Here is a 25647-nt window from a genome sequence, read left to right as displayed (position 1 = left end):
ACGGGATCGGCACGGCGCGACCCGACCCGATCCCGTCGAGAGACATCCACGGCCGGCTGATCGGCCAGTGACCCAGGGACCTTGACCCACACAGAATCGCCTGTGTGGGTGAACTTTTCGTGCCCGGGCACGCAGGACCCGGTTGCGCACGAGTGCCACCGCCCGGCCATTGCACAAATTGCCTACTACTGTTAGGTTTTAACCTACGAAGTGAGGGTGGTCACACCCCGTCGACACCAACTCCCCGGCGCATCGACGACACAGCCCGCGGATCCCCGCACAGAACACGAGGAGCACAGATGAATCTCGCGGACCTGACCCGTTATTGGGGCAAGACGCGTTCGCAACAACAGGCGATCGTCTTCGGAGACACCTCCCAGACCTGGGCAGAGGTCGATGCGATCACCGATGCCATCGCCCGCGGTCTCGCGGCCCGCGGCGTCCGCAAGGGTGACCGGGTCTCGGTGATGATGCTCAACCGCCCCGAGCTCGCCCACATCATCCTTGCGACCCTCAAGCTCGGAGCCATCAGCGTTCCACTCAACTTTCGACTCACCGCCAAAGAGCTCGCACCGATGATCCTCGACTCGGCTCCTCGGATCATCATCGTCGAGGACGAGTTCGCGCCACTGCTCGAGGTCGCGGCCGAGCAGGCGGAGTTCGAGACCTACGCGCTCGGCGGGAATTCGTTTGCCCCCTACGAGCAGCTGATCGATCCCGGCACCGCTCCCATTGTCGCCATCGCCGCCGACGACCCCGGTTTCATCTGCTACACGTCTGGAACCACCGGGGCACAGAAGGGTGCGCTGATCACCCACCGCAACGCGATGACACCCGGCATCTCGCAAGCCGTCACCTTCGGTTTCTCGTCCCGGGACCGCGTGCTGTGCTCTGCACCGCTCGTCTACACGGGTTCGATCCTGTCGATCTTCATGCAGCTCGTCGTCGTACCCGGCGCGACGATGGTCCTACTGCGCGAATACGACCCGGAGATCGCCCTCGACACCTTCGAGCGCGAACAGATCACCGCGACAACCACGGTCCCGGTCATCTGGGAGCGAATGACGATGCTCCCGCATTTCGGTAGCCGAAAGCTGGCGGACTTCACGTTCGCAGGCACCGGTGGCGCCCCGGTCAGCCTGGATCTGCTCGATTTCTACCGCGCGCACGGTATCCCGCTGACACAGTGCTACGGCCTGACCGAAGCATCCGGGATGGTCTCCACCCTCACGTACGAGGACGCGCTCTCCCGCCCCGGGTTCGCGGGCCTGTCCTTGGTCGGCACGCAGGTTACGATCGGGGCCCCCGACGTGGACACACCTGCCGGAGAGGTCGGCGAGATCCTGGTCCGCGGCGAGCACGTGCTGCGTGAGTACTGGAACAAACCCGATGCGACCCAGGCGACCCTGATCGACGGATGGCTACGCACCGGGGACCTGGGCATGCAGGACGAGAGCGGATTCCTCAAGATCGTCGACCGGAGCAAGGACATGTTGATCTCCGGCGGGCTCAACGTCTATCCCGCCGAGATCGAGAATGCGCTGCATGGGATCGAGGGTCTCGTCGACCTCGCCGTCATCGGGGTTCAGGATTCCCGCTGGGGCGAAGTACCGATGGTGGTGTTCCACAGCGACCGTCCCGCCGCCGAGATCGTCGCCGACATCGCCTCGGTTGCGGGTGAGAACCTCGCGAAGTTCAAGCGGCCCAAGCACGCGGTTGCCCTCGACGAGCCCTTGCCGCGTACATTCTCCGGCAAGCTCGCCAAACCTGCACTGCGCCAGCGGTTCCCATCAGCACCCGAGGATGCGCTGGCAGTCGACGGCATCACCGCCCGGGCCTGACACCGGCGGGGAGCACTGGCCCAGTGGGATCATCCGACACGTTTCGGAGAACGTCGTTCTGTCGGTTGTGTGCGTCTTCGTGCGGGGTGCTGGTCGACGTCGTGGACGGTCGGATCGATCGGGTGCTCGGCGACACACGACATCCCATCTCGGGTGGGTACACATGCCCAAAAGGCCGTCGCGGAGGCGACCTCGTACACGGTCGTGACCGACTCACCACGTCGATGCGCCGCACCGCAACCGGCAGCCACCAGGCGGTGGCGGTGGAGCGCGCAGTCACCGACATCGCGGATCGACTGCGCACCATCGTCGAACGACACGGCCCGGACGCGGTCGCTCTGTTCATGGGTACACAGCAGAACTTCGCGGCCCTCACCGGGCCGATGGCCCGAGCCTGGTTCAAAGGCACCGGATCGCACAAGCTGTTCTCCACGATGACCATCGATCAATCCGCGAAATGGGTTGTCACGGAGAGAATGGGCACCTACCTCGGCGGCCGGCAACGCTTCGCCGATTCCGACGTGTGGCTACTCGTCGGCACGAACCCGGTCGTCTCCGGCAACGGCGGCGACGGAGACGGTGCGGTGGTGCAGAATCCGTCCGTCACGCTTAGGTCGGGGCGAGAGCGGGGCTTGCGACTGATCGTCATCGACCCGCGTCGCACCGAGACCGCAGCCCTTGCCGACATCCACCTGGCGCCGCGCCCCGGGACGGACGCGGTGCTGTTCGCAGGCCTGCTCCATGTGGTGCTCGCCGAGAACTTGTACGACACACAGTTCTGTGACCGCCACGTGGGGGACCTGTCCGAGCTCGCGGCCGCGGTCTCCGATGTGAATCCCGCTGTCGTACAACGGTTGTGCGACGTGGATGCGGACGATGTCACGGCGACGGCTCGAGTGTTCGCGCGCGGGACCCGCGGAATGGCGACGTCGGGCACCGGGCTCTGTATGGGCCCCCACTCGAATCTCGCCGAGCATCTCGTCGCCGCCTTGAACGTGGTGTGCGGCCGGTATCTTCGAGAGGGGGAGCCCGCCGACGACCGCGCCGTCTTGATGAGGCACGTCCCGGCCCGCGCGGAGGTCGCTCCGCCCTCGCGTGGTCACGAACACGGTTTCCGCAGCCGAGTCGGAGGGGTACGAACCCTCCGCGGTGAGCTGCCGTCGTCAATTCTCGCCGATGAGATCCTCGAACCCGGGCCGGACCGCGTACGCGCGCTGATCGTCTCCGGCGGCAATCCGGCCGCAGCGCTGCCCGATCGGGCGAAGACGTTGCGTGCATTGCGATCACTCGACCTGCTCGTATGCGTCGACCCGCGCATGTCCGACACCGCCCGTCTCGCCGACTACGTGATCGCGCCCACCACGATGTACGAGCGGCCCGATCACACCGCCATCATGGAGCCGTTCTTCCCACAGCCTTTCGCACAACTCACATCGGCGGTCGTGGCACCACCGCCCGGGGTGATCGACGACTGGCGGTTCTTCTTGCATCTCGCGACCGCCTCCGGGCAACCCGCGAAGTTCGCCGGCCGTATCCTCGATCCGACGGAACCGCCGACATCCGAACAGATGTTGGCGATGATGGCCGGGCGTGGACGGGTTGCCTGGAACGACCTCATCGCCGCACCTCACGGGCATCTCGCCGAACCGAGCGGTGCCGTCGTGGGTCCGCCACTCGCTCAGAATTCCGGCCACCGATTGCAGCTCATGCCCGACGACGTCCGTCGGGAGCTGCACGCCGCCCTCACCGACGCGGCTCCCGCGGCACGGTTCCCACTGCTGTTGACGGTTCGCCGGATCCGGGAGGCAGTGAACTCCACCGGCACACGCGTACCCGGGTTGGTACCGGGAGGCACCAATCCGGCAAGCCTGCATCCCGACGACATGGCGGATATCGGAACAGTCGACGGACAGACCGTGACGATACGTTCGGCATCCGGCGTCATCCGTGCGATCGCGCGGGCAGACGCGACCCTCGCCCGCGGCACGGTGACGATGACGCACTGCTTCGGCAGCGTCGACCCGGGGACCGAGCACGGGGTCAACGTCAACGTCCTCACCGGCACCCACAACGGCGTGCAATCGATCAATGCGATGCCGACCATGACGGCGATTCCCGTGGCGGTTGCACCGGCACCCGAGGAGTACACGTGACCACCACCATCAAACAGACGGCCGGACACCGAATCTGCCCATTGTGCGAGTCGACCTGCGGCCTGCTGATGGACATCGACGGGCGCTCCATCGTGCGGGTCGCGCCGAATCACGACGACGTGCTCAGCGCCGGGCACAGCTGCGCGAAGGGGCTGGGCCTCGGGCAGATCGAAGGCGATCCGGACAGGATCCGCACACCACTGTTGCGCGCCGGCGACGGTTTTCGCGAAGCCACCTGGGACGAGGCATTCGCCGAGATCGAACGCAGGCTTCCGGAGTACGTGGCGAACGATCCCGGCAGTTGCGCCGTCTACCATGGCAACCCGGCCGCACACCATCTCGACGCGACGTTCTACCTCGGCGAGCTGATCGGCGCCCTGGGCACCGAGAACATCTATTCGCCTGCGAGCGTGGACACCTGGCCGAAGAACCTCGCGCACATGCTGCTGTACGGCACCGGGTTGGGCATGAGTCTGCCCGACCTCGACCGCACCGACCATCTCATGATCCTGGGCTCGAACCCGATGGTGTCCAACGGCAGCACCCTCACCGCTCCCGACATGCCCCGCCGGTTGCGGGCACTGCGGGCCCGCGGCGGCACCCTGGTCGTCGTCGACCCGGTCCGTACCCGCACCGCGGAGATCGCAGATGTGCACGTGCCGATCCGGCCGGGGACCGACGCGCCGTTCCTCCTCGGAGTGCTGTCGGTGATCGCCACGGAGGCACTCACGCGTCCCGATCGCGTGCCGGAGGTGGTCGACGGAATGGACGAGATGTTGCGTTTGGCCGCCGAGTTCGACCCCGGCGAGATGGCCGACGTATGCGGGATCGACGCCGACCTGTTGGTCAGTGTCGCTCGTGGATTCGCGGGAGCATCTGCGGCGGTGGCACATTCCAGAATCGGCACCTGCATGCAGGAATTCGGAACTCTCGCAAACTGGCTCGTCGAGGTGCTCACGATCGTCACCGGGAACCTCGACCGACCGGGAGGTGCGATGTTCGCGCTGCCCCCGTGTGGTGGCCAGAACACCTGGCCGGTCACGAAGCGTCCCACACTGACATTCGGCCGTTGGCGGTCGCGGGTACGGGGTCTGCCCGAGGCGATGGGGGAGTTGCCTGCGGTGTGCTTCGCCGAGGAGATCCTCACTCCCGGACCTGGGCGCACCCGGGCACTGATCACTCTTGCCGGCAACCCGGCGCGCTCTCTCCCCGACAGTGGCGCTGTCGAGGAGGCGCTCGGGGCGCTCGAGTTCATGGTGTCCGTGGATTGTTACCTCAACGAGACCACCAGGTACGCCGATGTCATCTTGCCACCACCACCGCTGATCACCCGAGGCCACCACGACGTGACGTTGGCGCACTTCCAGATTCGCAACGTCGCCAGATACACCGCGCCCCTCGTGGAGCTGGCCGACTCGGAGATGGCGGAGTGGCACATCCTGTTGCGATTGGCTGCGATCGCGAGGGGAACCCCGGACCGGCCGCTCGAGGAACTCGACGACGAGGTCGCAACCGTAGCGATCCGACGCGCCGCCAGACTCGCCGATTGCGAGCCCGCGCAGGCGTCCTCTGCGGTGGGCGCTCGACGAGGACCGCAACGCTTGCTCGACCTGCGCCTGCGCAGTGGACCCTACGGTGACCGGTTCGGACACGCCCCGGACGGGTTGACCCTCGCTGTCCTGGAGGAGAATCCGGATGGCATCGACTTCGGGCCGCTTACGCCTCGTATTCCGGGAGTACTGCGCACCCATGACGGGCGCATCGACCTCGTACCGGAGATGATCGTCGCCGATCTGCCGCGGATGCGTGCCGGCATCAGGCGTCCCCACGACGACTTGCTGCTGATCAATCGGCGTCAGCGGCGAGGAATGAATTCCTGGCTGCACAATGCACTGCCACAACCGGATGGCGGCCAGTGCGCACTGCTGATGGGGCCGCAGGACGCCGCCGCGCGCGGCTTGATGACCGGTGACCGCGTGATGGTCGCCTCCCGCGTCACGACCGTCGCGGCCGAATTACGTGTCGACGACGCCTTGCGGCCCGGCGTCGTCAGCATGCCGCACGGATGGGGCCATGACGGGCCGGGGCTGCGGACGTCACGGTCCGCGGCCGTCCCCGGCAGCAACTACAACGCACTCGTGGACACGGACGAGCTCGAGAAGCCCACGTCGTCCCCGATCTTCAACGGGATCCCGGTGACGGTGACCCGCGCGAACGAGGAGCATCCCTGATGACGTATGTGGTCACGCAGAACTGCTGCAACGACGCGACCTGCGTCGCGGTGTGCCCGGTCGACTGCATCCACCCGACGCCCGCCGAGGCCGGATACACGCACACCGAGATGCTGTACATCGATCCGGGCACGTGTATCGATTGCGGTGCGTGCGCCGACGTCTGCCCGGTGGACGCGATCGTGCCCGACGACTCACCCACACCCAACGTCTCGCGGTACCGAGAGTTGAATGCCGAGTACTACGAGCGCAATCCGCGAACCGCGCCGACGGGAGCCCAGGTGCAGCCGCTGCCACTCGCAGTCGCGACTGCGGGCGTCGCGAACCCGCCCGTGCTGCGGGTCGCGATCATCGGCTCCGGTCCGTCCGCGTTCTATGCCGCCGCGGAGTTGCTCGAGCGCCGCGACATCGCAGCGCAGGTCACCATGTTCGAACGGCTACCCGTCGCCGGGGGACTGGTTCGATTCGGCGTCGCGCCCGACCACTGGCGCACCAAGACGGTGGATCGGGTGTTCGATCGCACGGCCCGGCGTGACGGCTTCACCTTTCACCTCGGCGTCGAGGTCGGACGGGACGTGACCTTCGACGAGGTGCTCGCACACCACCATGCGGTCATCCACGCATCCGGCGCGGCCGGGGATCGCCGCTTGCACATCCCGGGAGAGGACCTGACGGGTAGCCACGCCGCCCGAGAGTTCGTCTCCTGGTACAACGGTCACCCCGATCACGCCGACCGGGTGTTCGATCTCGGTGTGCACCGCGCTGTCGTCGTCGGAAACGGAAACGTGGCGCTCGACGTAGCACGAATCCTCGTGTCCGACGTGGAGACCCTGCGCCGCACCGACATCGCCGACCACGCGCTCGCCGCACTCGCGGACAGTCGAGTCGAAGAGGTGGTGGTACTCGGTCGACGAGGACCTGAGCATGCCGCTTGTACGACCCCGGAATTGTTGGCGCTCGGCTCTCTCCCGGGTATCGACGTCTTGGTCGACGGTCCGGTCGTCGCCGGTCCGGACGCACCGCCCAAATTGAGGCTCCTCGCCGACTACGCCGAGCACCGACCGACGCCGGGATATCGACGCATCGTCTTCAGATTCGGGTGCAGCCCGACCGAGGTGGTGGGTGCCGACCGTGTGGCGGCGATGCATATCTCGACCTCCGGCGGCACGGACAGGATCGACTGCGGGCTGGTGTTGCGGGCGGTCGGGTACCGCGGCCTGCCGATCGCAGGGCTGCCCTTCGACGACACCACCGGAACCGTCGTCAACCGCTCGGGTCGGGTCACCCGTCCCGAGACCGATCAGGTCGTCACCGGCCATTACGTCACAGGCTGGATCAAACGCGGCGCGACCGGCGTCATCGGCACGAACCGCTGGTGCGCTGCCGAAACGGTCTCCGCGATCCTCGATGACCTCGATGCGGGATTGCTACCCGCACCGACCGCATCCGCAGAGCATCTGGTCGACCTGATTCGCACCCGGCGACCCGATGCACTCAACGGCGCTGATTGGCGTGCAATCGATCGGCACGAACGTGCGCGCGGTCGCGACGCAGGTCGCCCCCGCGTCAAGGTCGTCGATCCTGCTGAGGCCGTTGTCGTCGCAGCGGCGGCATCGCGATGACCGAGACCGAATCGACCAGGGTCCACACGTTCTGTCGGATCTGCGAGCCGGGCTGCGGCCTGGTGGCAGACGTTACCGCCGGTGAGATCATCGGACTGGCCCCCGACCCCGACCACCCGGTACACAAGGGCTTCTCCTGTCACAAAGGAGTGCATTACCTTGCCCTTCACCGTGATCCCGATCGACTCGATCGACCACTGCGGCGGACGAACGATCGCGCCGAAGAGCGCGGGGACTTCGAGAGCATCGACTGGGACATCGCGGCTCGTGAGATCGCCGACCGGCTCGCCTCGGTGCGGCGCACATACGGCCGGGGCGCGCTCGCCGTCTACCAGGGCAACCCGTCAGCGTTCAACGGTGCCTACTACGCGAACGCCGGTCGGATCGCCAGAGGCTTCGACACCCGGATGCGTTTCAGCGCCGGAACACAAGACACATCAGCCAAATACGCTGCAAGCGAGGCGATCTACGGTGCGTCGATGGCACACCCGATCCCAGACCTGCTGCACACGGACTATTTTCTGTGCCTCGGTAGCAACCCGCAGATCTCACACATGACGCTGATCCACATCTCGGATCCGATGGCCAAGATCCGCGATATCAGGCGACGCGGCGGGACCGTGCGGTTCGTCAATCCGCGCCTGATCGAATCGTCGGGGCCCGAGACCGGTGACGTGTTGTTGATCAAGCCGGACACCGACGTCTATTTCCTTGCGGCGATTGCACACGAGATCGTCTTCCGCATCGGCTACGACCACGAGTGGGTGCACCGCCATGCGCGACGTGTCGACGAGATGCTCGATTTCGTCGCGAAGTATCCGCCAGAACGAGTGGCCGCGGTGACCGGCATCGAGACCGACACGATCCGACGTGTGGCGACCGAGTTCTGCGCTGCGCCGAGCGCAAGCATCTACATGGCCACCGGTGTCAACCAAGGACGCCAGGGGGCACTCGCGTACTGGATGCTCAACATGATCAGTCTGTTCTCCGGCAACCTCGGCAGACGCGGCGGCAACATCTACTCCCGCGGCGTCGCCGACGTCGTGCAGAACTCGAAACGTAAACGGGAGAACCCGTTCTACGACGGTCCGTTCGGCGAATTGCGGACCGTCGGCGGTGATCTGCCCGCAGCGATGCTCCCGGACTTCATCGAGAACCCGGATGATCCGATTCGCGCACTGATCGTGGTCTCGGGTAACCCGATGCTGTCGGTCGGCGGCGACGACCGACTGCGCAGGGCTTTCGAACAGCTCGAACTGATGGTCGTGATCGACCTGTACCGAACCGTGACCGGCGAGATGGCGGACTACCTCCTGCCGGCGACGGACTGGCTCGAGCGGGAGGACATCAACTTCCTGAACACGATGGGTGTCGCGATGGAACCCTACGTTCAGTACACGCCGGCCGTCGTCCCCGCCAAGGGCGCACGGCGAGACGACTGGTGGATCCTGTCCCGCATCCAACAGGAGATGGGTGTACAGACACTGCTCGACGACCCGACTCCGGATCCGTTCGCCGTTGTCGATGCGATGATGCGGGAATCGGGGCTGAGTATCGAGGCACTGAAATCGATGCCGTGCCAGACAGCCGTACTGCCACCGGCCGATCCGGGGCACGTGTTCAGCATCGCCGTCCAGCACAACGATGGCCTGATCGACTGCTGTCCAACACTGTTCGGTCGATTCTTCGACACCGCGGAGCGCATTCTCGTTGAGCTGGAGTCGGAGCCTGCCGACCAACTCAAGCTGATCACGCGTCGTACCAATTTCATGGTCAACAGCTGGTTGCACAATCTTCCGGTCTTGAAACAGGGCGTCCACCAGTGCAACCCACTGTGGATGAATCCGAAAGATGCCCACTCCCGCGGCTTGCTCGAGGGAGATGATATCACCGTGTCCAATCGCCACGGGTCTGTGGAAGCAATGCTGTTGTACGACAAGAGACTCCGTCCCGGCGTCGTGTCGATGACCCACGGCTGGGGGCAGGGCAGGGCGCACGGGCTCGGCGTCGCACGACGCCACCCCGGGACGAACGTCAACCGCCTCGCCCCCACGGGGACGAACGGCTATGACCCGCTCAGTAATCAGTCCCACCTGACGGGCCTCCGCGTGGAGGTCCGCCGCGCGGACCCAGCCCCGGCCGACCTTGTCAACACAACCAAATACCTTTAGATTTACTACTGTGACGCGGAGCACGATGTGTGGCCCACATCGTCCCGCGCGACGGCCGACCGACGCCGGCCGCGCCGACACTTCCTGGAGGACCCATGAGCGGTACCGTTATCGACGCGTTGACCTACTGGGCTCGCACCGTCCCCGATCAACCAGCGATCGATTTCGCCGGTGACGTCGTGACCTACCGCGAGCTCGACACCTGGGCCGATGGTGTCGCCGAGGACCTGACGGCCCGCGGCGTTCGCGTCGGCGACCGTGTCAGCTTCCTCGGTGTCAACTCCCTGGAGTGGTGCGCCGCCGCCCTCGGCGCGATGAAGGTCGGCGCCATTTCCGCGCCGTTCAACCAGCGCATGCTCGCAGGCGAACTCACCACGCTCGTCGAGGACTGCGAGCCCACCGTCGTCTACTGCGATTCGGCCTTGCGTTCGCGGCTCGACGAGGTGCACGCCACTCGCGGCACCTTCACCATCGCAGAGTTCGAACACGACGTGCGGCCCCTCCGCACCGGCACACACGCAGCGTTTCGCGCACCTCTCACCGAGCAATCCGATCCGACCGCCATCGTGTTCACCAGCGGCACCACCGGCAAACCGAAGGGTGTGGTGTTCACCCACGCCACGATCGCCGGCGAGATGCACGAATGGGCGCTTATGGAACCGATCGAGCAGAACGGACTGCGCCCGCTCCTCGTGCTCCCGCTGTTCACCGCGGCCGGCATCATCTGGGGTATCTCGCGCACCACCCTGCACGGCGGGACCCTCTTGCTTCAGCCCGGATTCGATCCGGAATCGGCGCTGCGCGTGATGATCGAGGGCCGCGCCACCACACTCACAGGGCCACCGATCCTGTTCGAGCAGATCTCCCGGGTCCCCGGCTTCACGGATGCGGACCTGAGCCACCTCACCACCGCCCACGTCGGTGGTGCGCGCGTCCCTTCGGCCCTCGTCGGGCAGTGGCTGGCGCGGGGTGTGCAACTGCGACAGATATACGGGCAGACCGAGATCGGCGGTTCAGCCACGGCCATGCCTCGCCACGAGGCCGCCGACCATCCGGACAAATGCGGCTTCGGCGGCATCTTCACGCGGATCCGCGTGGTGGCCGCCGACGGAACCGATTGCACGCGAGGAGAGGTGGGGGAGATCCTGCTCCGCGGCCCCGGCATGATGCCGGGCTATTGGCGCAACGAGGACGCCACCCGGTCGGCGTTGATCGACGGATGGCTGCACACCGGAGACCTCGGGAAGCTCGACGAGAACGGGTACCTCACATTCGTGGATCGGCTCAAGGACATGATCATCTCCGGAGGCCTCAACATCTCGCCCGCAGAGATCGAGCAAGTCATCAACCGACTCCCCGGTGTCGAGGAAGTTGCCGTGATCAGCGTGCCGGACGCGAAGTTCGGCGAGACCCCGGCGGCCATCGTGAAGAAGGTGGAGGGCCTGACCGAGGCCGACATCGTCGCCCACTGCAACGACAATCTCGCCGACTACAAAGTCCCGCGGTATGTGGTGTTCGTCGACGGCGCACTGCCTCGGATGGCCAGCGGAAAGATCTCGAAACGGGACCTGCGCGATACGTATTCCGATGTGCCGCAGACCTATCCGAAGGTGCGGTGACCATGGGGGAGAATCGACGATCAGTCGCGGTGGTGACCGGCGGCGGTCGGGGCATCGGTGCCGCGATCTCCCGGCGGCTCGCGGCGGACGGATTCGCGGTCGCGGTCAACTATTCGTCGAGCGCGGCGGACGCTCAGGCGGTGGCCGACAAGATCGTCGCCGACGGCGGCAGAGCTGTCGCCCTCCGGGCCGACGTGTCCGACGCGTCGCAGGCCGAGAAGTTGATCGCAACGGCGACCGACGAATTCGGCGCACCGACCGTACTGGTGAACAACGCGGGTATGAACCTCGCCGGCTCGGCCCGCAAGCAGTCGCCGTCAGATTGGGACCGCGTGATCGGTGTCAACCTCAGCGGCGCCTTCTACTGCACCCATGCGGCACTGCCCGGGATGTACGAGACCGGTTGGGGCCGAGTTGTCTTCGTCAGCAGTCCTTCTGGCGGTCGACGGCCCTCACCAGGGATGAACGCGTACGCCGCGGCGAAGGCAGGCCTGGTCGGCATGACCCGCTCGATGGCTCTGGAGGTCGCGCGCCGCGGGATCACCGTCAACACCGTGATGCCCGGATTCGTGGAGACCGACATCATCTCCTCCGGAGGTGATGCGGCGGTGGAAAACCTTGCGGCACACTGGCCCAGAATCCCCGCCGAGTCCATCGCCGACACGATCTCTTTCCTCGTCAGTGAGAACGGCCGCCACGTCTCGGGTGAAGAGGTCGGCGTCTGGCTCGGTGGTCCCGTCGGCGTCTGAGCAAGGGCGTCGCCTTCATCGTTGCCCGTGACCCCGGTCCGAAGGCCTGCACCTCGGACCGGGGTCACGGGAACGATCTCAACTGGGTGCCAGAGCGTCGCTCGCCGCGGCCGCCTCGGCACGGTAGTTCCCAGGCCACGCTTTTCCGAGCGTGAGCCCACCGTCGACGACGATGTTCTGCCCCGTCACGAACGTCGCATCGTCGGAGACCAGGTATGCGATGGCCCCGGCGATGTCCACGCCCTCGCCGGCACGGGGAATCGGCTGGAACGACGCCAACCCCTTTCGCACATCGTCGATGCTGGCGTCGAGCTCGTCACCTTCCAGACCTGCGCCGTGGCCGGTGATCCGAGTCGCGACGCCGCCGGGGGTCACCGCATTCACTCGAACCTGAAACTCCGCGAGTTCTCTTGCCGCACTTCGGGTCATCTGCAGGACCGCCGCCTTCGCCGCACCGTAGGGGTGCGGGCCGAAGCCGGTCCGCACACCCGCCACCGACGACACGTTCACCACGGTACCGAACCCTTGTGCGCGCATCGTCCGGGCCGCGTGCTTGGTGCCCAGGAATGCACTGCGGGCGAGCACCGCGAACGCGCCATCCCACTCGTCGGCGGTGGTGTCCGCGATGTAGGTCCACGTGCCGACGCGCCCCGCGTTGTTCACCATCGCGTCCAGGCGTCCGAACCGGTCGGTCGCGGCTCGTACTGCCGCTGCGATGTCCTGTTCGGCCGTTACATCGGTGTGCAGATAGACGGCTTGTCGGCCCAGGCGGTCCGCAACCGCCGATCCGCGCGCGTCATCGATGTCGGCGACCACCACCCGCGCACCTCGTTCCACCAGGAGCGTGCAGGTCGCAGCTCCGATACCACTCGCCCCTCCGGTGACCACCGCAACCTTGCCGTCGAGTTCTGTCATGTGTCGAATCCTTTCCCCGCAGTCTGTTTGGAACCGTCGATCTTGAGGTATTAACCTAAAGACATTAGCTTGATATGTCGACGGTCACACGCGCGATGCCGTGACCTCACCAATCACACGACGGGAAGGCCACGCATGTCCCAACTGATCCTCACCGAGCGGCCCAGACCCGGCGTCCTACTGATCCGCCTCAACCGTGCCGACGCCCTGAACGCGATGAACGTCGAACTGGTCGAGGAGCTCCATTCCGTGCTCGCCGACGTCCGGCACGACTCCGACACGCGCGCCATCGTCCTGACCGGAAGTGGCCGCGCCTTCTGTGCCGGCATCGACCTACGCGGCTACGGCACACCACCGGGCGCCACCGAGGGCGAGGGTCGGGCACAGGCTGGGATGCGCGTGCAGCAGCACATCGCCTCACTCGTCGAGGCGTTCCGCGGCGCGCGGCCACCGGTGATCGCGGCGATCAACGGTGCCGCGGCCGGCGGCGGCATGGCGTTGGCACTGATGGCCGACGTGCGATTGATGGCCGACACCGCGACACTTCACGCATCGTTCATCAATCGCGGACAGTCCAGCTGTGACATCGGTGTGAGCTGGCTGCTACCACGGATGATCGGATTCTCCCGGGCCGCCGAGATCATGCTGACCGGCCGTCCCGTCGATGCCACCGAATGCGAGCGCGTGGGGATCGTGTCGTCGGTGGAGTCGGTGGACCGGTTGCTCGACACCGCACTCGACACCGCCGAGAACATTGCCCGCAACAGCCCTTTCGGTGTGTGGATGACCAAGGAGGTGATGTGGTCCAACCTCGAGGTCCCCAGCCTGCGCGCTGCGATCGACCTGGAGAACCGAACCCAGATCCTCGCGGCGATGACCAAGGACCACCGCGAGGCCGTGTACTCGTTCCTCGAGAAGCGGCCCGCCGTGTACCAGAACCACTGACGGGACAACAGTGACGACTCAATACGCACGGGGGTGGATTCGGTGAAGGTGGGCGTGGCAGCCGGATACTGGGGTTCGGGTCCACCCCGGCGAGTGGAGCAGACGATCGTCGAGGCGGAAGCGCTCGGTGTGGACGGCTTCTGGACGGCGGAAACCTACGGGTCCGATGCCTTGACCCCGCTGGCCTGGTGGGGATCGCGCACGTCGCGGATCACGTTGGGCACCTCGGTGTGCCAGATGTCGGCGCGCACCCCGACTGCCCTCGCAATGGCCGCACAGACCATCGACCACCTCAGTGGCGGGCGTCTGGTGCTGGGCATCGGCGCATCCGGCCCGCAGGTCGTCGAGGGGTGGTACGGGCAGCCCTACCCACGTCCTCTCGAACGCACCCGCGAGTATGTGTCCATCATGCGTGCGGTGTGGGCGCGCGACGAGCCGGTGGTCTTCGACGGCAAGCACTACCAGCTGCCGCATCAGGGTGGCACCGGGCTCGGGAAGCCACTCAAGTCGATTGTCCACCCATTGCGCCCCGACATCCCGATCTACTTGGGGGCCGAAGGGCCGAAGAACGTTGCGCTGGCGGCCGAGATCGCCGACGGATGGACGCCACTCTGGTTCTCGCCGAAGTCGGATGATTTCTATCGCGACGCGCTCGCCGAAGGTTTCGGCCGGGAGGGAGCCCGCCGCAGCGCGGAAGACTTCGAGATCGCCAACGTCTGCTGGCTCGTCGAGGACGACGACGTGGAGCGCGCCGCGGCGAAGCTCAAGCCTGTCGTCGCGCTGTACGCAGGCGGGATGGGCGCCAAGAACGTCAATTTCCACAACGACGTGTTCGTGAGGATGGGTTGGGCTGATGCGTGCGCCGAGATCCAGCAGTTGTACCTCCGTGGACGTGCCGACCTGGCCGCCCAAGCGGTCCCGACCGCGATGGTCGAGGACGTCGCCCTCGTCGGCCCCGCAGAAAAGATCTGCGAGGATGTCGAGAAGCGTTGGAAGCCAACCTGTCTGACCACAATCATCCTCGGGGGCTGGCCCCGACCGGAGAACCGGGAGAAGATCCTCGATGCCATCCGTGCCTGACAGCACACCCCTTGCCCGCACCGTCACGACGCTCGACCCACGTACCCCTGTTCTGGTCGGGGGAGGGCAGGTCAACAGCCGTGACGGTGGCCGCGAGCCGGTGGATCTGATCGTCGACGCCGCCCGCGGCGCCGCCGACGAAGCCGGCAACACGAGGTTGCTCGAGCTCGTCGACTCGGTCCGAATCGTCGGGCTGCTGTCGTGGCGCTATCGCGACCCCGGCGCCCTCGTCGGGGAGCGTATCGGCGCCACACCGCGGCACACCGCCTACACCGGAAGCGGCGGCAGCACGCCGCAGGTGCTCGTCAATGCTGCCGCCGAGGACATCGCCGCCGGCCGATCCGACGTCGTGCTGATCGGCGGGGCCGAATCATGGCGCACACGGATGAAGCTGCGTGGTCAGGGAATCCGACCGGACTGGACAGTTCAGGATGACTCGGTCCCGGCCGCACCCATCGTCGTCGACGAGGTTCCGATGCGTTCGGACACCGAGATGCGAGCCGGGCTGGATCGGCCGGCCTACATCTATCCCTTGTTCGAACAGGCTGTGCGGCTCTCGAGGGGGCGGACCGTCACCGAACACCGCGAGGCGATCGGCAGGTTGTGGTCACGCTTCAGCGCGGTGGCCGCCAGCAATCCACACGCCTGGACGCCACGCGAATACACGACGGAAGAGATCGTCACGCCGAGCCCCGACAACAGGTGGATCGTGTCGCCGTACACCAAGCTGCTGAACTCCAACAACATGGTCGAGCAGGGAGCGGCCCTGTTGCTCTGTTCGGTGGAGGTCGCCACACGCCTCGGAATCTCCCGAGACAACTGGGTCTTCCCTCAGTCCGGGACCGAATCCCATGACACCTACGACATCGCCGAGCGTGGGGCACTCGACCGGTCACCGGCCATCCGGATCGCCGGCACCCGGGCGCTGGAGTTGGCCGGCACCGGAATCGACGACATCACCGACATCGACGTGTACTCGTGTTTCCCATCCGCAGTACAGGTCGCTGCGGGAGAACTCGGTCTGCCGCTCGATGATCCGGGACGGCCGCTCACCGTCACCGGCGGGCTCACCTTCGCCGGTGGACCGTGGAACAACTACAGCACCCATGCCATCGCCACCCTGGCCACCCGATTGCGGGAGTCACCGGGTGGCATCGGCCTGATCACCGCCAACAGCGGCTACCTGACAAAGCACGCCTTCGGCGTGTATCGGACCGAACCGCCCGCCGGTGGATTCCGACGTGAAGACGTGCAGGCCAGCGTGGACCGCGAGCCGACCGTCCGTGCGCATCCCAGCTATGCCGGCCCGGCGGCCACAGAGGCCTGGGCTGTGCTCTACGGCCGTTCGGGTGTACCCGAACGGGGCTTCCTGGCTGCCCGCACGCCCGACGGCGGCCGCACGCTGGCGTCGACCACCGACCCCATGGCGATCGACCAGTTGTTGGCCGCCGAAGAGTGCGGTGGATCTGTCGCCGTCGCCGAAGACGGTGGATTCGAGTTCGCCTGAGGCAACCGTCAAACACACGACCGTCGTCATTGACGCACAGTTATCTAACGACATAAGGTAAATACACAACCGGTACCGCACACGGGGTCAGCCCCCTGCGGTGCCCGTGGATCAAGGAGAATCACATGTCGTCCGAAGACTTCCGCTCACTCTATGAGCGGCACGTCGGCTATGTCGTGTCCGGGAACATGAAGGCAGCACTCGCCGACATGGTGCAGGAGAACATCCCGACGGTGTTCGACGGCGTCTCCGTTCCACGTGGCGCTGTCAACGCTTTCGAGATCAAGGACATCCGCAGCGAAGGCGACAAACAGATCGGCGAGACCGTCTACGACACCCCCGACGGCGTCATCGGGCTGCGGTCGATCTGGGAACGCCGGGCGGGTGAGTGGAAGGCCGCATCTCTGGAGAACTTCCCGGTGCCGGGAGCATCGTCGTGAGTGTGACATCCATGACCGGAACCATCGAGTTCCCCTGGGGCCCAGCAGCGGACGGGCTCGACCGGCCGTACTGGGATGGTCTGCTCGACGGTGAACTGCGCCTGCAGCACTGTGGGAACTGCGCCGAATGGATCTGGGGCCCACAGTGGCTCTGCGGACGATGCCACACTTTCGACCCGGCTTGGGAAAAGGTCGAGGCCGTGGGCACCGTGTACAGCTGGGCGCGCAGTCACTACCCCTTCATCACCGAACTCGCCGACCGGGTGCCCTACGTCACGGTACTCGTGGAGCTTCCCGGGGCCGGAAACCGCAGGGTCCTGGGCATTCTCACCGGTGACGACACCGACATCCGTATCGGTGATCCGGTGATCGGCCACATCGAACTCGATGAGAACGCCACGTGGCCGCTGCTGCGGTGGCGACGACCTGAAGGAGCCCGAGCATGAGCGCCATCGCGATGCGCGGAGCGGCTGCGGTGGTCGGCATCTCCGAGATGCACTACAAGCGTGGGGAGGCGCCGCACGGCGAACTCCGGATGACGCTCGAGGCCATCGTCCGCGCCTGCACCGATGCGGGGATCTCTCCGCGAGAACTCGACGGGTTCGTCTCCTACGCGGGTGGTGGGCACGACGGTGCGATCATCGGCGGCGCCCTCGGAGTCGACGACGTGCGCTGGTCGAACATGATGTGGGGCGGGGGAGGGGGAACGGTCGCCGCCGCCATCAACAATGCCGCCGTCGCGATCGCGGCGGGTCAGGCCGAATGTGTCGTGGTGTATCGCTCGATGGCACAGGAGGACACGGGGCGCCTAGGGTACGCCAAGTACTTCTACGGTCCGCATTATCTCGCCCATGGCGTCGGCTCGCCCGCACAGGTATGTGCACTGCGCACCCAACGCCTCCTCGAGCACGACGGGGTGCCTCGTGAAGCGATGCGAGCCCTGGTGCTCGCTGCCTACCGGCACGCCCAGAACAATCCCACGGCCGCCGGTTTCGGTAAGCCACTCGACGAAGCGACCTATGACGCCTCCCGGATGATCACCGAGCCGTTCCATCTGTTCGACTGCTCCCGCGAGAACGACGGCGCGGTGGCCTTGGTACTCGTTTCGGCCGAACGCGCCAGGACCATACGCACCGACGCCGCCTATGTGCTGGGAGGTGCGCAGGGTGCGCCCGGCGGTTACTCGTCGATCATCGACAACGACGATCTCTACACCAGTGCCGGATTCGCCGGCCGCGACGGGCATCCCGGTGTCGCCGAACGACTCTGGACAGCAGCAGGTTTCGGACCCGACGACGTCGATGTCGTGCAGGTGTACGAGAACTTCAGCGGCCCCGCGGTGGCCGCATTGATCGATCACGGCCTGGCGCCGACCGGCCCGGCCGCAGGCGACGTCCTCACCGTCGACAACCTGACCGCAGGTGTCGGCAAGCTGCCGGTCAACACGAGCGGCGGCAACATCGCGGACTCGTTCGTCAACGGTATGGGTCTGGCTGTCGAGGCCGTACGTCAGATCCGTGGAACCTCCACGAATCCCGTCGAGGGAACACGGACATCGCTGTTCATCGGCGGTCCGATGGCGCCGGTGGTCAGTTCCACCCTGTTCGGCCACGAAGACACGCTGTAGACAATTCGACGAGGATCGAGATGGACATGACCCTGGACCGACGCACCCTGTTCATCGGCGGGGAGTGGACCACGCCGACGAGCGACTCCACCTATGACGTCATCGAGGCGGCGACCGAGAAAGTGCTCGGCACCACCGCTCTCGCGCAGAACGCCGACATCGACGCGGCTGTCTCATCCGCTCGGCGTGCTCTGACGCACTGGCGCGCGCTGAGCGCCGACGAGCGCGCCGACCATCTCGACCGGTTCGCCGCAGCACTGAAATCGCGAGGCAAACAAACCGCCACACTCGCCAGCCGCGAGAACGGCATGCCGATCGCTTTGTCGATCGGTGTCAATGGATACGCACCCGCGCTGATGGTGAGGTACTACGCCGATCTGGTGCGCAAACAGGACTCCGACGATGTGCGTCCCACCGCACTCGGTGGACGGACCGTGGTACGCCGTGAACCGGTGGGTGTCGTCGCGGCGATCACCCCGTGGAACTACCCGCAATCCCTCGCCGCCATGAAGATAGCGCCCGCACTCGCCGCGGGGTGCACGGTAGTGCTCAAACCCGCCCCCGAGACAGCGCTGGACGCATTCGTCTTCGCCGACGCCGCCGCCGAGGCCGGACTCCCGGCAGGCGTGTTGAACGTGGTGCCCGCGGATCGTGAGGTCAGTGCCCATCTGGTGTCCCACCCGGGTGTCGACAAGGTTGCTTTCACGGGATCGACCGCGGCGGGCCGCGCCATCGGGGAGACATGCGGGCGGCTCCTGCGACCCGTCACCCTCGAACTCGGCGGCAAGTCCGCCGCGATCATCGCAGACGATGCCGATCTGGACGTATTTGCTGCGAACCTGCTCGAGGTCTCGCTGGTCAACAACGGTCAGACCTGCCACGCCAGCACGCGAATCCTCGCGCCCCGCAGCAGGTATGGCGAGGTGGTCGACCGGGTGACGGAGACGGTGCGCGCATTGCGGATCGGTGATCCGCTGGACAAGGCGACCGATATCGGGCCGCTGGTCAGTGCGGCGCAGCGTGATCGGGTACTCGGCTACATCGAGTCAGGCCGCGCTGATGGATATCGCATCACCGCCGGTGGCCACGTGCCGGCCGACCAGTCCACCGGCTGGTATGTGACGCCCACCGTGTTCGACGGTGTCGACAACTCCGCACGAATTGCGCAGGAGGAGATCTTCGGTCCCGTGTTGACCGTCACCCCGTACCGAGACGAAGACGAAGCCGTCGCCATCGCGAACGACTCCGACTACGGGCTGGGCGGCACCGTGTGGACCAGCGACGAGGAACGCGGCCTGGCCATCGCCGATCGAGTGCACAGCGGCACGATCGGGGTGAATCACTATCTCCTCGATCTGGCAGCCCCGTTCGGCGGGGTCAAAGCCTCCGGCGTCGGTCGCGAGCTCGGCCCCGAGGGGCTTTCGCCGTACTACGCCGCGAAGTCTGTCTACTTCCGCTGACGAATCCACCGTTCGAACGGAGACCTACGATGACACTGCCGCTGCACGGCATACGCGTCTTGGACCTCACCGATGGGCTCGGTGAGTCCACCGGCCGCTACCTCGCCGATCTCGGGGCCGAGGTGATCCGCATCGAAGACCCGCGCGGATCGCGCTCACGCGCAACCGAGCCGGTCGTCGACGGCGTCAGCATCCCGTTCGCGTTGCGAAACGCCAACAAGCTCGGCATCACGCTCGATCTGGACACCGAGGAGGGCCGCGAACGCTTTCGCGGTCTGGCCACCGATGCCGACATCCTGATCGAGTCGATGCCCCCGGGGCACCTTGCCCAGATCGGGATCGGAGCTCGCGATATCCGTTCTCTTGCACCCGAGCTCATCTGGGTGTCGGTGACCGGTTTCGGCCAGACCGGGCCGTACCGGGACTGGCACGCCAGCGAGCAGGTGTTGTATGCCCTGTCCGGGGTGCTGTCTCGATCGGGCACGCCCGGTGCCGAGCCGCTCCTTCCGCCCTCGGGACTCATCGAGGAGACCGTCGGCGCACATGCTGCATGGGCGGCCTTGCTCGCCTACCACCGCAGGCTCGAGTGCGGGCGCGGCGAGACCGTCGACCTGTCGGCGTTCGAGGCGATCGTGCACGGATTCGATCCCGGCTTCGGTGCGCAGGGTTCCGCCGCGGCCGGGCGGTCGGAGGACTTCCCCCGCGGACGACCGAACGCAGCCAACTTCTACCCGGTGTTCGGGTGCAAGGACGGACACGTACGGATCTGCCTACTCGCGAAACGCCAATGGCGCGGCATGTTCGAATGGCTCGGCAGTCCAGAGCGGTTCGCCGACCCCAAATACGACACGATTCCCGCGCGATTTGCCGCCGCGGAGACACTTCACCCCTTGATCGAGGAGTTGTTCGCCGAGAGCACTCAGGCCGAACTCGTCGCCGAGGGCGCACGGCGTGGCGTGCCCGTCGGTGGGGTGCACACCCTCGCCGAAGTCCTGACGACAGAACACTTCTCGGCATCCGGATCGCTCGTCGATGCCGAGATCGCGCCGGGACTGCGGGCGCTGGTGCCCTCCGGATACGTCAGCGTGAACGGTGAACGCGCCGGAATCCGAACGCGGGCCCCACAACTCGGTGAGCACAACATGGCCCGGCTCGAACCTCTGGGCGCACGCAGCGCCGGGTCGCGCGGCCCCACCGATGCACCGCTCGCCGGTCTTCGGGTACTCGACGTCGGCGTGATCGTCTTCGGCGCCGAACTGAGCCGCCAGTTCGCCGACTACGGCGCCGACGTCATCAAGATCGAGAACACGAACTTCCCCGACGGCCTGCGCCAGTCCAAGCGCGGTGCGGCACTGGCTGCCTCGGTCGCCTGGGGACACCGCAACAAGCGCAGTCTCGGCGTCGACCTGCGGAGCCCCGAGGGTGCAGACCTCTTTCGGCGCCTGGTCCGTGACGCCGATGTGGTTCTCGCCAACTTCAAGCCCGGGACACTCGCCTCAATGGGTTTCTCGCACGAGACGCTCGCGACCATCAATCCTCGGATCGTGGTCTCGGAGTCGAGCTCGTTCGGCAGCAGCGGTCCGTGGCGCACACGCCTGGGGTATGGACCGCTGGTCCGCGCCTCGTGCGGCGTCTCGGCACTGTGGCGCTACCCCGACAACGCGGAACTGCTCTGCGACGGCCAGACCGTCTATCCCGACCACATCGCCGCACATGTCACCGCTGTTGCGGTCCTCGCGGCGCTGATCGATCGCAGGCGATCTGGCCGAGGCACGCATCTCGATGTGGCCCAGGCCGATACGGCCCTGGTCCAGCTCGGCACCCAACTCGTCACGGAGGGGCTGCGACCCGGAACCGTCAGCGCCCCCGGAAACGCCGATCCGCACGCGGCACCGAGCGGCGTGTATGCCTGCGCCGGCGACGACGAGTGGTGCGTGGTCACCGTCCGCGACGACGATGAGTGGGCGTCACTGTGTGCCGTGATCGAGCGCGCAGATCTGCTGCAGGATGAGCGGTTCGCGACTGTAGGGGCTCGGATCGAAAACCGTGCAGAGGTGGACGCCACGGTGGCGGACTGGCTGCGCGATCGAGAACCGCAGGCGGCGGCCACGACGCTACAGGCGGCCGGAGTCCCTGCCGCCCCGATGCTGCGCTTGCCTCAGTTGCTCACCGACCCTCATCTGACCGCGCGACGGACGTACACGACCATCGCCCACGAGTTGCTGTCGGTCGACCTACCCGCAACAGCACGTGTTGCGGTGTTCGATGAGATCAGCGACCCACCGGCTCGGCAGGCACCGCTGGCCGGCGAGCAGACGCGGCAGATCTGCATCGAACTGCTCGGCCTGGACGATCACGAGATCGACGGTCTGGTCCGGTCGGGAGTACTGCAGCCGCCGGCCGGTGACCCAGCCCTCGATGACGTCGTGACCGCCGGATAGCACAACCAGCGGCGTTCGTCTGGCGCTGCCGATCTCGACGACGGACGCACGCAGCTCACAGTCGCCCACGACTGTGGACTTCACGCCGCCGTGTGCGCGTCTGACACTGAGTACCCCGTGGGAGAGTGGTACTGGTGCACAACGCTTTTCAGGTTCAGTGAAGCATCTCGGAACATAGGACAAACCTAACCATCATCGGTTAACGTGGCCTGCATCACAGTCCATAGCGGGCGATCCGCCCAACTCACACCGAGGTGTCCATGACCGAATCCTCATCCCACACCGCGACAACACCCATCGAGACGCCGCCATCACCGACGTTGTCCAAACGTGCCGGCCGTGCGGCGTTCGTCGGAACCCTGCTCGAGTACTACGATTTCAGCCTTTACGCTTCCGCGGCATCGGTTGTCTTCGCCGGCGTGTTCTTCAGCGGATCGAGCGCATTCCTGGGAACGCTGCAGGCCGTCGGAACCTTCGCCGTCGGGTTCCTCGTCCGACCGGTGGGCGGTGTGATCCTCGGCAGTCTCGGAGACCGTTTCGGACGCAAGAAGATTCTCGTGCTCACTCTCGTCCTCATGGGTGCCGCCACCATGCTGGTCGGGCTACTGCCCGGCTACAGCCGAATCGGCTGGCTGGCGCCGGTGCTGCTCGTCTTGCTCCGCATCGTGCAGGGGATCGGTGCGAGCGCCGAGTACGGGGGCGCGACGTTGGTCGCGGTGGAGTTCTCGTCACAGCGCCGGCGCGGACTGCTCGGATCGTTGCCGGGTATGGGTGCGGCCCTCGGCGGCGTGCTCGGTACCGGCGCACTGCTGGCGGTATCCACAGCCCTCCCGAAGGACGTGTTCCTCGATTGGGGATGGCGAATCCCGTTCTTGCTCAGCGGGCTGATCCTCGCTTACGGACTGTGGCTACGACGATCCCTGCCGGAGACGCCCGAGTTCCGGCGGATCGAACAGGCCGATGCCACGGCCAAGTCGCCGGTCCGCGACGTCATCCGCCGTCAGCCCGGCGCTCTCGTGGCGGTCCTCGTGATGACCATCGGGCAAACCGGGATCGGGTACTTCTATCTCGTCTTCATGGGCACGTTCGGCGCGAACCAACTCGAACTCGACCGCACGGCAATTCTCGTGGGCCTGATCGCGGCCCAGTTGGCCAATGCGGCGCTCATCCCGCTGTTCGGTGGCCTCTCCGATCGCGTCGGCCGCAAGCCCGTCATCGCATTCGGATTCAGCTATAGCGCGATCTTCGCCTGGGTTGCCTTCTCCGCATTGACCAATTCGAACTCCGCCACGATGTTCTGGGTGATTCTGGCATTGGGCAACGGTGTCGGCGTCGGAGCGATCTTCGGCCCCATGGGCGCCTATGTGACGGAGTTGTTCGACACCGAACACGCCTACAGCGGCCTGGGGCTCGGCCGAGAGGCCGGAAATGCCATCGGCGCGGCCGCTGTCCCCGTCGTGGCCGTGCCCCTCGCATTCGACGGGACGACCGTCTGGTTGAGCCTGCTGTTGTGCGGTATCGCCCTGCTGGGACTGGTCGCCGCCGTTCTCTCGGGTTCGCCAAGCAGAACAGACGATGTGCATTCTCGCGATCGGGTGCACATCGCCGTGTGAGTCGCACAGGCGCCAGTGGGGTGGATCGCGTCGATCCACCCCACTGCGTCCGGCATCCTCCGGGCCTCAGGCCTTCATCAGATCCCGGTGGATGATCTCTTTCATGATCTCGTTGGTACCGCCGTAGATCCGCTGGATGCGGTGATCCAGGTAGGCCTTTGCGACCGGGTACTCCATCATGTACCCGTATCCGCCGTGGTACTGGACACCGGCATCGACCACCTGCCCCTGGAGTTCGGTTGCCCAGAGCTTCGCCTTGGACGCATACACGGCCGACAACGTGCCCTCGTTGTACTCGCGGATGCAGCGGTCGATGTACGCACGCGAGACCTCGATTGCCGTACGGATCTTCGCGAGATCGAAGCCCATGCCTTGGAATTCGCCGATCCGTTTGCCGAATGCGGTGCGTCCTCGCACGTAGTCCATCGTCCACTCGAACACCGCCTCGGCCGAAACCTGCGCGGCGATCCCGATACCGAGACGCTCGAGGGGCAACGATTGCATCAGGTACGCGAATCCGGCACCCCGCTCGCCGAGCAAGTTCTCCTCGGGCACTCGGACGTTGTCGAAGAAGAGCTCGGCGGTGTCCTGCGCGTGCAGCCCCACCTTGTCGAGCTTTCGACCCCGGGTGAAGCCCTCGGTGCCGTCTTCGACGACGAACAGACTGAACCCCTTGGAGCCGGCGTCCTGATCGGTCTTGGCGAAAACGATGACGAGGTCTGCGAGGATTCCACTCGTGATGAAGGTCTTGGCACCGTTGATGATCCACCCGTCATCGCTCTCGACCGCACTCGTGGTGACCGCGCGGAGGTCGCTGCCCGCCGCGGGCTCGCTCATCGCGATCGCACCGATCGTCTCGCCGGTGACGAACCCGGGAAGCCAGCGCCGCTTCTGAGTGTCGTCGGCATGCCGGAGCAAGTAGTTCAACACGATGTCGTCGTTGGTGGAGAACCCCGACTGCAACGCAGACGCCCCGACGCGGGCGATCTCCTCCTGGATCACCACGCGGTAGCGATAGTCGGATTCGCCCGGACCTCCGAACTCCTCGGGCACGGACAATCCGAGCAGGCCTTGGCGGCCCGCGGCCGACCAGGTGTCACGGTCGATCAGCCGGGCGGCATCCCATTTCTCCAGGTTCGGTGCGACGTGCTTGGCCACGAATCCGCGCACCGACTCACGGAACAATTCATGGTCTTCGGCGAAGAGATCGCTCTCCACGTCCCCTCCTTCGGG

Annotated in this window: 18 protein-coding genes; 16 read left to right on the top strand and 2 right to left on the bottom strand. The window is 66.1% G+C overall.

Features of this window, described 5'->3' with window-relative positions; translation table 11 throughout:
* The first annotated feature begins 299 nt into the window (after positions 1 to 299).
* From AAFP35_RS12025 to AAFP35_RS11995, 7 genes are all read left to right on the top strand, one after another.
* On the top strand, positions 300 to 1841 hold the full coding sequence (locus tag AAFP35_RS12025; protein WP_419221833.1) for a class I adenylate-forming enzyme family protein: 1542 nt from the start codon (positions 300 to 302) through the stop codon (positions 1839 to 1841).
* A 23-nt stretch (positions 1842 to 1864) separates the two neighbouring features.
* Positions 1865 to 3994: a molybdopterin-containing oxidoreductase family protein gene (locus AAFP35_RS12020; protein WP_419221831.1), complete on the top strand. Its 2130-nt coding sequence runs from the start codon at positions 1865 to 1867 to the stop codon at positions 3992 to 3994.
* Entirely contained in the window at positions 3991 to 6225 is a 2235-nt protein-coding gene (locus tag AAFP35_RS12015; RefSeq protein ID WP_419221830.1) for a molybdopterin-dependent oxidoreductase, read from the top strand. The genes AAFP35_RS12020 and AAFP35_RS12015 overlap by 4 nt, the downstream gene beginning before the upstream one ends.
* Positions 6225 to 7847, top strand: a complete 1623-nt coding sequence (locus AAFP35_RS12010; RefSeq protein ID WP_419221829.1) for an FAD-dependent oxidoreductase — start codon at positions 6225 to 6227, stop codon at positions 7845 to 7847. Before AAFP35_RS12015 ends, AAFP35_RS12010 begins: the two co-directional genes overlap by 1 nt.
* Positions 7844 to 10018, top strand: a complete 2175-nt coding sequence (locus AAFP35_RS12005) for a molybdopterin-containing oxidoreductase family protein (RefSeq protein ID WP_419221828.1) — start codon at positions 7844 to 7846, stop codon at positions 10016 to 10018. The genes AAFP35_RS12010 and AAFP35_RS12005 overlap by 4 nt, the downstream gene beginning before the upstream one ends.
* Before the next feature lie 95 nt (positions 10019 to 10113).
* On the top strand, positions 10114 to 11637 hold the full coding sequence (locus AAFP35_RS12000) for a class I adenylate-forming enzyme family protein (protein WP_419221827.1): 1524 nt from the start codon (positions 10114 to 10116) through the stop codon (positions 11635 to 11637).
* Between the two features lie 2 nt (positions 11638 to 11639).
* Positions 11640 to 12386, top strand: coding sequence for an SDR family oxidoreductase (locus tag AAFP35_RS11995; protein WP_419221826.1), 747 nt, complete (start codon positions 11640 to 11642; stop codon positions 12384 to 12386).
* A 78-nt stretch (positions 12387 to 12464) separates the two neighbouring features.
* Here the strand turns inward: AAFP35_RS11995 and AAFP35_RS11990 are convergent, their stop codons facing one another.
* Positions 12465 to 13301, bottom strand: coding sequence for a glucose 1-dehydrogenase (locus AAFP35_RS11990; protein WP_419221825.1), 837 nt, complete (start codon positions 13299 to 13301; stop codon positions 12465 to 12467).
* A 135-nt stretch (positions 13302 to 13436) separates the two neighbouring features.
* Between AAFP35_RS11990 and AAFP35_RS11985 the strand changes: the two genes are divergently transcribed.
* The 9 genes from AAFP35_RS11985 (at position 13437) to AAFP35_RS11945 (ending at position 24414) form a co-directional block, all read left to right on the top strand.
* Positions 13437 to 14246, top strand: a complete 810-nt coding sequence (locus AAFP35_RS11985; RefSeq protein WP_419221824.1) for an enoyl-CoA hydratase-related protein — start codon at positions 13437 to 13439, stop codon at positions 14244 to 14246.
* Between the two features lie 42 nt (positions 14247 to 14288).
* Complete coding sequence (locus tag AAFP35_RS11980) at positions 14289 to 15326, top strand: LLM class F420-dependent oxidoreductase (protein WP_419221823.1); 1038 nt, start codon at positions 14289 to 14291, stop codon at positions 15324 to 15326.
* The gene (locus AAFP35_RS11975; RefSeq protein ID WP_419221822.1) at positions 15310 to 16833 is read left to right on the top strand and encodes an acetyl-CoA acetyltransferase; all 1524 of its coding nucleotides are present in this window, start codon (positions 15310 to 15312) and stop codon (positions 16831 to 16833) included. Before AAFP35_RS11980 ends, AAFP35_RS11975 begins: the two co-directional genes overlap by 17 nt.
* Positions 16834 to 16958: 125 nt before the next feature.
* On the top strand, positions 16959 to 17273 hold the full coding sequence (locus AAFP35_RS11970; protein WP_419221820.1) for a hypothetical protein: 315 nt from the start codon (positions 16959 to 16961) through the stop codon (positions 17271 to 17273).
* Between the two features lie 11 nt (positions 17274 to 17284).
* Positions 17285 to 17719 carry a Zn-ribbon domain-containing OB-fold protein gene (locus AAFP35_RS11965; RefSeq protein WP_419221819.1) on the top strand — a complete coding sequence of 145 codons (435 nt, stop codon included), beginning with the start codon at positions 17285 to 17287 and terminating at the stop codon, positions 17717 to 17719.
* Positions 17716 to 18900, top strand: a complete 1185-nt coding sequence (locus AAFP35_RS11960) for a thiolase C-terminal domain-containing protein (RefSeq protein ID WP_419221818.1) — start codon at positions 17716 to 17718, stop codon at positions 18898 to 18900. Before AAFP35_RS11965 ends, AAFP35_RS11960 begins: the two co-directional genes overlap by 4 nt.
* Before the next feature lie 20 nt (positions 18901 to 18920).
* Complete coding sequence (locus AAFP35_RS11955) at positions 18921 to 20360, top strand: aldehyde dehydrogenase (protein ID WP_419221817.1); 1440 nt, start codon at positions 18921 to 18923, stop codon at positions 20358 to 20360.
* 29 nt (positions 20361 to 20389) lie between these two features.
* Complete coding sequence (locus AAFP35_RS11950) at positions 20390 to 22801, top strand: CaiB/BaiF CoA transferase family protein (protein WP_419221816.1); 2412 nt, start codon at positions 20390 to 20392, stop codon at positions 22799 to 22801.
* A 260-nt stretch (positions 22802 to 23061) separates the two neighbouring features.
* Positions 23062 to 24414: an MFS transporter gene (locus tag AAFP35_RS11945; RefSeq protein WP_419221815.1), complete on the top strand. Its 1353-nt coding sequence runs from the start codon at positions 23062 to 23064 to the stop codon at positions 24412 to 24414.
* A 66-nt stretch (positions 24415 to 24480) separates the two neighbouring features.
* Here AAFP35_RS11945 and AAFP35_RS11940 read toward each other — a convergent pair whose 3' ends face one another.
* Positions 24481 to 25632 (bottom strand): acyl-CoA dehydrogenase family protein, encoded by a 1152-nt coding sequence (locus tag AAFP35_RS11940; RefSeq protein ID WP_419221813.1) that lies wholly within the window; start codon positions 25630 to 25632, stop codon positions 24481 to 24483.
* Positions 25633 to 25647 lie beyond the last annotated feature (15 nt).

It is taken from the genome of Gordonia sp. CPCC 206044, assembly GCF_048537895.1.
GTDB lineage: Bacteria > Actinomycetota > Actinomycetes > Mycobacteriales > Mycobacteriaceae > Gordonia.
The sequence above is the reverse complement of the archived record's forward strand: the minus strand, read 5'-3'. Positions and strand labels throughout refer to the sequence as shown.